The sequence below is a fragment of the Streptomyces sp. NH27 genome, assembly GCF_056859195.1.
The window spans coordinates 1-8,676 of sequence record NZ_JACEGK010000338.1 but is presented as its reverse complement, the minus strand read 5'-3'; the positions used below and the strand labels follow the sequence as shown (position 1 = coordinate 8,676).

The 8,676-nt window shown below is 72.7% G+C and carries 9 protein-coding genes; 3 read left to right on the top strand and 6 right to left on the bottom strand.

What is annotated here, in order from left to right:
* Nucleotides 1-2,014 (top strand): HelD family protein (locus tag AC13HU_RS24740; protein WP_483044139.1); only part of this gene is annotated, 2,014 nt, incomplete at its 5' end.
* Between the two features lie 27 nt (nt 2,015-2,041).
* Here the strand turns inward: AC13HU_RS24740 and AC13HU_RS24735 are convergent.
* From AC13HU_RS24735 to AC13HU_RS24725, 3 genes are all read right to left on the bottom strand, one after another.
* Complete coding sequence (locus tag AC13HU_RS24735) at nt 2,042-2,752, bottom strand: copper homeostasis protein CutC (protein WP_483044138.1); 711 nt, start codon at nt 2,750-2,752, stop codon at nt 2,042-2,044.
* 84 nt (nt 2,753-2,836) lie between these two features.
* Nucleotides 2,837-3,508, bottom strand: a complete 672-nt coding sequence (locus tag AC13HU_RS24730; protein WP_483044137.1) for an HD domain-containing protein — start codon at nt 3,506-3,508, stop codon at nt 2,837-2,839.
* A gap of 128 nt (nt 3,509-3,636) precedes the next feature.
* The gene (locus AC13HU_RS24725) at nt 3,637-4,275 is read right to left on the bottom strand and encodes a ScbR family autoregulator-binding transcription factor (RefSeq protein WP_483044141.1); all 639 of its coding nucleotides are present in this window, start codon (nt 4,273-4,275) and stop codon (nt 3,637-3,639) included.
* Nucleotides 4,276-4,456: 181 nt separating this feature from the next.
* On the opposite strand from AC13HU_RS24725, the gene AC13HU_RS24720 reads away from it, so the two are divergent.
* Together AC13HU_RS24720 and AC13HU_RS24715 are read left to right on the top strand one after the other, a co-directional pair.
* Nucleotides 4,457-5,482: an AfsA-related hotdog domain-containing protein gene (locus AC13HU_RS24720; protein WP_483044136.1), complete on the top strand. Its 1,026-nt coding sequence runs from the start codon at nt 4,457-4,459 to the stop codon at nt 5,480-5,482.
* Between the two features lie 218 nt (nt 5,483-5,700).
* Entirely contained in the window at nt 5,701-6,369 is a 669-nt protein-coding gene (locus tag AC13HU_RS24715) for an HAD family hydrolase (protein WP_483044135.1), read from the top strand.
* A 90-nt stretch (nt 6,370-6,459) separates the two neighbouring features.
* Here the strand turns inward: AC13HU_RS24715 and AC13HU_RS24710 are convergent, their stop codons facing one another.
* The 3 genes from AC13HU_RS24710 to AC13HU_RS24700 form a co-directional block, all read right to left on the bottom strand.
* Nucleotides 6,460-7,179 carry a DAK2 domain-containing protein gene (locus tag AC13HU_RS24710; protein WP_483044134.1) on the bottom strand — a complete coding sequence of 240 codons (720 nt, stop codon included), beginning with the start codon at nt 7,177-7,179 and terminating at the stop codon, nt 6,460-6,462.
* Nucleotides 7,180-7,252: 73 nt separating this feature from the next.
* The gene (locus tag AC13HU_RS24705) at nt 7,253-8,260 is read right to left on the bottom strand and encodes a dihydroxyacetone kinase subunit DhaK (protein WP_483044133.1); all 1,008 of its coding nucleotides are present in this window, start codon (nt 8,258-8,260) and stop codon (nt 7,253-7,255) included.
* Nucleotides 8,261-8,525: 265 nt separating this feature from the next.
* Entirely contained in the window at nt 8,526-8,660 is a 135-nt protein-coding gene (locus tag AC13HU_RS24700; RefSeq protein ID WP_483044140.1) for a helix-turn-helix domain-containing protein, read from the bottom strand.
* Nucleotides 8,661-8,676 lie beyond the last annotated feature (16 nt).

The window sequence follows — 8,676 nt, the reverse complement described above, 5'->3', positions numbered from 1 at the left end:
CCTCGCCTCCTCCAGGTCCGCGCTGCGCGCCATGCGGCAGGACGTCGAGGCGCTCGACATCAGCGACGTCACCGGGAACTGGGTCAACGCGAAGATCCTCGCCGGCGAGATCGAGGCGCGGATCAAGGCGCTCGCCGACCTCGCCGGCACCCCGCTGTTCTTCGGCCGCCTCGACTACCTGCACGCGCCGGGCGTCGAAACGGCCGAGGGAGGCGAGGGGGAGAGCTTCTACATCGGGCGGCGCCATGTGCACGACGCCGACGGCGACCCGATGGTCATCGACTGGCGCGCCCCGGTATCGCAGCCGTTCTACCGCGCCTCCCGCACCGAGCCGATGGATGTGGCGCTGCGCCGCCGCTTCGGCTACACCGGCGGCGAGTTGACCGCGTACGAGGACGAGCACCTGACCGACGCCACCGAGGAGGACCGCTCCAGCAAGCTGCTCCAGTCGGAGATCGAGCGGCCCCGTGTCGGGCCGATGCGCGACATCGTGGCCACGATCCAGCCCGAGCAGGACGAGATCGTGCGCGCCGGGGTGGGCGGCAGCGTCTGCGTGCAGGGCGCGCCCGGCACCGGGAAGACCGCGGTCGGCCTGCACCGGGTGGCGTACCTGCTGTACGCGCACCGGGAGCGGCTGGCCCGCACCGGCACCCTGGTGATCGGGCCGAACGCGTCGTTCCTCCAGTACATCGAGCAGGTGCTGCCCGCGCTCGGCGAACTCCAGGTCAAGCAGGCGACCGTGGACGACCTGGTGGCCCATGTCCAGGTGCGCGGCGCCGACTTGGCCGGGACGGCACGGCTCAAGGGCGACGCGCGCATGGCGGAGGTGCTGCGGCGTGCGGTGCGGTCCGGCATCAGCATGCCGACGGAGCCGGTCGTGGTGGTGCGCGGCTCCCGGCGCTGGCGGGTGCCGGCGTACGAACTGGAGGAGATCGTCCGGGAGTTGGCCGGCCGCGACATCCGGTATGGCGCCGCCCGCGACGCGCTGCCGCAGCGGATCGCGCACGCGGTGCTGGTGCAGATGGAGCGGTCCGGCGAGGCGCCCGACGACCGGGTGCAGGACGCGGTCGCCCGCAACCCCGCGGTGAAGGCCGCGGTCAAGGAGTGCTGGCCGCCGGTCGACCCGGCCAAGACGGTGCTACGGCTGCTGTCCGACCCGGAGTTCCTGGCCGCGTGCGCCGACGGGCTGATGTCGCGGGAGGAGCAGCAGGCACTGCTGTGGGCGAAGCCGGCCCGCGGGCTGGCCTCGGCGAAGTGGTCGGCGGCCGACGCGGTGCTGGTCGACGAGGCCAACGACCTGGTGCAGCGCACCGGTTCGCTCGGGCATGTGGTGCTCGACGAGGCGCAGGACCTCTCGCCGATGCAGTACCGCGCGGTCGGGCGGCGCTGCTCCACCGGGTCCGCGACGATCCTCGGCGACCTCGCGCAGGGCACCACGCCCTGGGCGACCTCCTCCTGGGCCGAGGCGCTGTCCCACCTGGGCAAGCCGGAGGCCCGCGTCGAGGAACTGACCCGCGGGTTCCGCGTGCCGCGGGAGGTCATCGCCTACGCGTCCAGGCTGTTGCCGTCCATCGCCCCCGGTCTCGCGCCGGCGACCTCCGTCCGCGAGTCGCCCGGCGCCCTCTTCGTGCGGCCGGTGTCCGAGGACGAGCTCGACGCGGCCGTGCTCGCCGCCTGCCACGAGTCGCTCGGCCACGAGGGCTCCATCGGCCTCATCGCGGCCGACCCCCGTATCCCGGCGCTGGCCGCCGCGCTCGACGCCGCCGGCCTGCCGTACCTCTCCCCCGGTGCGGAGACCTCGGCGACCGCCCGGCTCACCCTGGTCCCCGCGTCCCTCGCCAAGGGCCTGGAGTACGACTACGTGGTCATGGACGACCCCGCCGCGATCGTCGCGGCCGAGCCCGACGACCGTACGGGCCTGCGCCGGCTGTACGTCTGCCTCACCCGCGCGGTGTCGGGCCTGACGCTGCTGCACTGCGCCCCGCTGCCGGGCGCCCTGGCGGGAATCGGCTGACCCCGCACCCGGCCCCGCGTCCCGGGCCTACCCGACGGCCACGGGTGAGTCGAGGGCCTCGCGCCAGGTGCGGACGGCGGCGACGTCCACGGGGGCGGCCCATCCGCCGGGCCGTACCGCGCCGCCGACGTGGAAGCCGTTGAGCCCGGCCGCGCGCAGGGTCGGCACGTGGTCGAGGAGCAGGCCCCCGCCGACCAGCAGGTGCGGCTCGTATCCGGGCTCGCCGGCCCGCGCGGCCTCGTCGCGGAGGACCGGCAGCCCGGCCGCGACGCCCTGCGCGGACCCGGCGGTGAGGTAGGTGTCGAGGCCCGGCAGCCCGGCGAGTTGCAGGCGCAGCGCGTCGCGGTCGGCGGCCCGGTCCATCGCGCGGTGGAACGTCCAGCGGCAGCCGTCGATCACATCGACCAGCGCGTGGATCGCGTCGAGGTCGGCCCGGCCCCGGACATCGAGGAACCCGAGCACGAACTCGTCGGCGCCTTCCGCCCGCAGGCCCAGCGCGGTCTCGCACAGCGCGTCCAGTTCGCGGGCGTCGCCGGCGCCGAACCCGTCGGACAGCCGCAGCATGACGCGCAGCGGAATCCGCACCGCCGCCCTGATCGTGCCGAACGTCTGCCGGGAGGGCGTCAGCCCGTCGGCGGCCATATCGGTGACCAGTTCGAGGCGGTCGGCCCCGCCGTCCTGGGCCGCAACGGCATCCTCCGCGCCGAGGGCGATCACCTCGAAGATTGGTCTAGACATATGAGCAAGGGTGCCACACCAGCCCCTCCCGCGCGAGAGCCGGGGCCCGCGCCGCTGCCCGGAAAACCCGGCCGGGCCGGCGGACTATGCCTCCAGCAACTCCAGTTCGGTGCCGACGTTGCGGCGGGCCACCGGTTCCCAGTGCTCCTGCCCGTACGCGGTACGGAACAGCCGCGGCAACGCCAGCAGCCGTCGCAGCACCTCGGCGCGGCCGGCCCTGAAGTCCTCGTCCGGCACGAAGCCGTACTCCTCCCGGACGGCGGCGGCGTATCCCGCGTACGCCGCCGGGTCGCCGGCCAGCACCGCCAGGTCGGCGTCGCACAGCACCTCGCCGTCGGCGTCGCCCTCGGCCGGGTCGTGTTCCACGGTCAGCCGCACCAGCCGCGCGACCTGCGCGATCCGCTCCGCGTCCACCCCGGCCTCGGTCAGCGCCCGTTCGGCGAGCGAAGCGCTGCGCTCCTCGTTCTCGGTACGGTCCGGGCGGTAGACCGCGTCGTGGAACCACGCGGCCAGCGCCACCGTGTCGGGGTCCCGCGCGTACACCGTCAGCTCCGTCACCCGTGCCAGTACCGCGACCAAGTGGTCCAGCGTGTGATAGCGGCGCTGCGGCTCCGCCCATCGCGCCAGCAACTCCCGCCCGTACACGGCGGGGTCGGGCTCGTCCGCCGCGCCGTTCCGGCAGCGCCGCAACAGCTCGGACCACTCCGCGAGCAGCGCGGCATAACGGGGATGGGCTTCAGCTCGGCTCTCGGGCATGCGGATCATTGTCCACGGCGCCCCCGGAAGAGCACGGTTGCCCCCCGACATGGAAGCCGGCCCCCGCCCACGCGCGGCAAAGCCCGGGGGGTTTCGGGTACTTCGGGGATTTCAGGGGCTTCGGGTACTCACGGCACCAGGGACGGGCGGGGCGCGCCCACCCGCGCCAGCAGCCCGGGGGCGTCGGGATTCGCCTGGATCCCGGCGAGCAGCAGCAACCACAGGTCGTACAGGCGGTCCTCGATCTGGTCGCGCCCGTCGAGCGCGTCGGACACCGTGTGCATCCCGAAGAACGCGTAGACGACGCCGACCGCGGCCGTCTCCGGCGCGAGTCCGCCCGCCAGTTCGCCCTGCTCCTCCGCCTCGCGCAGCAGCGACGCCACCGTGTCGATCCACCCGAGGAACGGCGCGGGCAGCGGCGCGTCGATGGCGCGGCGCTCGGTCCACAGCCGCGACCCGGCCCGCACCACGACGTCGTCACGGAAGGCGCGGGCGACCGCGAAACTCAGCGCCACCAGCTTCTCCAGCGCGGATCTGTACGCCGCCCGGATTCCGGCGATCATCCCCGGCCAGGTCGCGAAGTGCGCCTCGACGACGGCGAGCGCCAGCTGTTCCTTGTTGCCGAAATGGAAGTAGATCGCCCCGCTGGTGCGCCCGGAGAGCGCGCTGATGTCGCTGATACTGGTGCCGGCATAACCGCGTTCCTCGAACAGCCGCGCCGCGGCCTCCACGAGACGCCTGCGCGTCGTCTCCGCCCGTCCCTGCACATTCACCCCGGTAGCCGCTTCGTCACCGACGACGGCAATCTAGCGCGTCGCGAACGCCGATCCATACCGGGTGCCGGGTGACGCACATGCGAATCAGCCAGACGTGAGTTCTTCTTATGGTATGAATTCTTCGGTCGGGGATGGGCCCGGATGGAAATCCGGGCAGGACGATTCACCGGGATTGAGCTGGTCCCGCACGGTCGCCCGGGAAATGGTGCACCGGTCGTCGGTCGCCGAGGTGCTGCTGACCGACGTGCGGCCGGACGGCGCAGGGGGATTCGAGGCGGCGGCGTGCTGGCCTCGCTCGCACGCCACTTTTCCTCGTGACGGCTCGGATGTGCACAGTCCGCTGCTCGTGGTCGAGACGCTGCGACAGCTCGGTATCTACCTGCCGCTGCGCTACTTCGGCGTCGAACCGAGCGCTCATCTGCTCATCGGTGATCTGTACTTCGCACTCATGCCCGACCGGGAGCCGCGGGTCGGCCACGGCGGCACCGAGGTGACCTGCGCGGTCGCGGTGAGCAACGTACGCCGGGACGCGGACGGCGCGGTCACCGGGCTACGGCTGGACGTCCGCTACGCCTGCGGCGGGACGGACTTCGCACGGGCCGGCGGCGGCGCGCGCTTCGTCGACACGGACGGCTACACCGCCGTACGAAACCGGTACGACGGCCCCTCCGCCCTGCCCCCGGACCGGACCCCGGCTCGGAATCCAGCTCCTGACCTGGCGTCGAGTCACACTCTGAACACAGCTCTGAACACAGCTCTGAATCCGATATCCGGCCACGCTCCGGACTCGGTTTCGGACTCGGTTTCTGACCCGGCTGCGGGCTCCGCTTCAGATGGTCGCCCCGAGCCGGCCGCGCTCGCGGTCACCGGATACGGCGACGTGTTGATCACCCGCCGCTCGGGCGCCCTCTCGGTCGAGCCGGCCGACCCGCGGCACCCCTTCTTCTTCGACCACGCCAGCGACCACGTGCCAGGGATGGTGCTGCTGGAGGCGGCCCGGCAGGCCGCGGCCGAGGCCAGCGGCGGCACACTGCTCCGACCGGTCAGCGGACGGCTGGTGGCCACCCGCTTCACCGAGTTCACGCCGGCCGCCCGGATCGAGCCGGTGCCGCACCACCGCACCTGCGTCTTCCGGGTCCGGCAAGGACCCGCGTGCACCGCATACGGCGTGCTCGGATACGGCCGACACGCGGTGTGACTTATGGCGTTCGCTTGACTACCATACGCGGTCGTCCATAACGTAACGATCGATATGTTCTCGGTGGTTCCCTCCGAATTCCGCCTTGTCCGCGGGATTTCCGGACGCGCCTGCCGAGAGCCCGCGCCTGCCTGACGAAACAGCGCACAGCTGTCCGTCGCCCGAAACCACGGCGGCTCCCTCAGCGCATTCAGGCATTCTCGAACGGACCACCCCCCATGACCCCTCATCCCCTCTTTTCCTGGACCCCGGCGGCGATTGTCTTCGACTGCGACGGAACCCTGATGGACACCGAGCGGCACTGGCAGGACGCCCGCGATCTGACCCTGCGCGATTTCCAGCTGGTCACGGAAGACGGTTTCGCCGAACGCAGCAAGGGCCTGCACTACACCGAATGCGGTCAGCTCATGGCCGACGAATCCGGGCGGCCTGAACTCGGCGGCGAACTCACCGAACGGCTGCTCGGCCATTTCCGGCTGCTCGTCGCCGCGGACCCGCAGACCATGCCCGGCGCGGGTGAACTCGTCGCCAACGCAGCGAAGTTCGCGCCTCTCGCGGTCGCCAGCAACTGCCCGCTCGACGTCGTCGACACCTGCCTGACCACCGCCGGACTACGGCAGCACTTCGACCACATCGTGGTACCGGGACCCGGCATCCGCCCCAAGCCCTACCCCGACGTCTACCTCACCGCCGCCCGCCTGTGCGGCGCGGCCCCCACCGACTCCCTCGCCGTCGAGGACTCCGCCTGCGGCATCGAGGCCGCCACCCGCGCGGGCCTGCACACCATGGGCGTCGGCCCCTGGCCCGGGGAGGACCTCGCCGCCGCCGTCGACATCTGGGTCGCCTCCCTCGACGACCCCAACATCTTCTCCTGGTCGTCCCGTTAGGACCGAACGGGCGAAGCTCTGACGGGAGCACGCTTCCCAGCCGGCGGGTGGTCCTGGAACCGGCAGAACCACCCACCGCGGAAGGTCAGGTCAAGCCAAATACGGCGTAAGGGAGGGAACCGTAGTAGCCGCGGAGGCGAAGAGCAGGGCGATCCCGACCGCCCCCGGGTCGGGCACGCCCGCCGCCCGCTCGCCGAGATAACTCGCCCGCCCGCGCCGCGCCGTGAGGCGGGCGGTACTCCGCACCCCGCCCCACGCGGCGTCCGCCGCGCAGGCGACCGCGGCGCCGGGATCACCCGGCACCGTACGAGCCCGCGCGGCAAGCGCCTCACAGGCCGGCACCAACGCGTCGACCAGCGTCTTGTCACCGACCGCCGCCTCCCCCACCCGCTGGATCGCGGCGAGCCCGTTGCCGGCGCCGACCGCCAGCGCGGCGGCGGGCGACTTGCCGCCGGCGCCGGCCACGGCGACCGCGACCTCCTGGAGCAGCAGCCCGAACAACGGCCCGCTGGTCCCCCCGACCTCGTCGAGGAACGCGGAGGCGGCCGCCTCCAACGGCCAGGCGGGCGGGGGTGGTACCGCGGGCAGCACCGGCACGCTGGACGCGTCGAGCCGCCGCAACGCGGCCTGCAACCCGGCGACCAGGTTCGCCCCGAAGTCGCCGTCCCCCACCTGCTGGTCGAGCGAGGTCAGTTCGGCCTCGGTCGCGGTCGCGGAGGCGGCGAACCGGCGCACCCACGCGTCGGTGAAGCCGGTGAAGTCGGTGGACCGGAAGGGCTCGGAGAACTCGGTGTCGGTTGAGGTGAGCATCGCTGCGTCTCCCGTCGTTGCCTGCCCGTTGGTCGTGGTGAGCACCGTGGTGGGCACCCGGTCGCGGACGCCGTCAGCCCGCCCGCCCGCGCCATGCGGGTGTGATGGCCGGGGCGTCGTAGTACGCGAGCGTCGCGTCGTCGGCGGCCAGCAGCGTGAGCGAGAAGCCCCGCATGTCCAGTGCGGTCACGAAGTCGCCGACGAGGGTCCGTACGGTGGTGACACCGCGCTTGTCCAGCAGCCGCGTCACCTCGCCCAGGACCGCGTACAGCTCCAGACGGGTGATTCCACCCAGTCCGTTGACGAGGAGCACGACCTGCGCCCGGGGGCCCAGGTCGAGGGAGTCGACGAGGGCGGCCACCATGTCCTCGGCGAGGTCGCGCAGCGACCGCTCCCCGACGGTGCGACGGGCGCGCTCGCCATGGATACCGACGCCGTACTCGACGGCGCCCGACGGCAGGTCGAACGCGGGGCGGCCGGTCGCGGGCGAGGTGTGCGCGCCCGAGGCGACCGCGAGGCTGCGGCACCTTCCGGCCACGTCCGTACCCAGCGCCACCAGCTCGGCCAGGCCCATACCGGTGTCCGCGGCCGCGCCGAGGATCTTCTCGACCAGTACGGTCGCGCCGGTGCCGCGCCGTCCCGTGGCGACCTCGTCGGACTCGGTCGCCACGTCGTCGTCGACCAGCACCCGGCCGCACGCGATGCCCTCCCGGGCGAGGCGTTCCGCGGCGATACCGAAGTTGATCTTGTCGCCGGTGTAGTTCTTCACCACGTGCAGCACCCCGTCCTCGCCCGCGACGGCGCGCGACGCGGCGAAGATCTGCCGGTTGTGTGGCGAGGCGAAGACGCGGCCCGGGCAGGCGGCGTCCAGCATTCCCGTACCGACGTAGCCGATGTGCAACGGTTCATGACCCGAACCGCCGCCGGAGACAAGGCCGACCCTGCGGGCCGGCGCCGGATTCAGCGCCCGTACATAGCCGTCCCGCTCGTCCCAGCGCACATCTTCCGCGTGCGCCCGGGCAAAGCCGGCCAGCGCGTCCCCCACCAGTTCGTCGGCCACGTTCACGAAATAAAGGCCCATGAGACGACCTCCTGTCCCCTCATGCTGAGCGGTCCCCGGGACCGCGGCAACCGGACCCGCCCCGCGGCCCCATCGTGCCTGCTCAGGGAGGGGGAGTGCCCCCAGCGCCCCTGGGCAGCCGCGGCTTCTTCCGCGGACAGGGCCGCACGAAACCAGGGGCGCTGGGGGCACCTCCCGGCGAAGCCAGGGGGAGAACTACGCCACCCGCCCACCACCGGCGGGTGGTCCCTCGACCGACAGGACAACCCTGCCCGGGGGGGTCCTGTTACCCCCGGTCAGGGGAAGCGTGGCGGCCGGGGGTGACGCCGAAGGCGTGGCGAAAGGCTTCGATGAACGCACTGGGGTTGGCATAGCCGCAAGCGGTGGCCGCGGAGGTGACGGACTGCCCGGCCGCGAGCAGCGTAAGGGAGTGGTGG

Bases quoted from the DNA above. Each gene is read 5' to 3' on its own strand.
- AC13HU_RS24735 (WP_483044138.1), bottom strand. From the start codon at position 2,752: ATGTCTAGACCAATCTTCGAGGTGATCGCCCTCGGCGCGGAGGATGCC.
- AC13HU_RS24705 (WP_483044133.1), bottom strand. From the start codon at position 8,260: ATGGGCCTTTATTTCGTGAACGTGGCCGACGAACTGGTGGGGGACGCG.
- AC13HU_RS24715 (WP_483044135.1), top strand. From the start codon at position 5,701: ATGACCCCTCATCCCCTCTTTTCCTGGACCCCGGCGGCGATTGTCTTC.
- AC13HU_RS24730 (WP_483044137.1), bottom strand. From the start codon at position 3,508: ATGCCCGAGAGCCGAGCTGAAGCCCATCCCCGTTATGCCGCGCTGCTC.
- AC13HU_RS24710 (WP_483044134.1), bottom strand. From the start codon at position 7,179: ATGCTCACCTCAACCGACACCGAGTTCTCCGAGCCCTTCCGGTCCACC.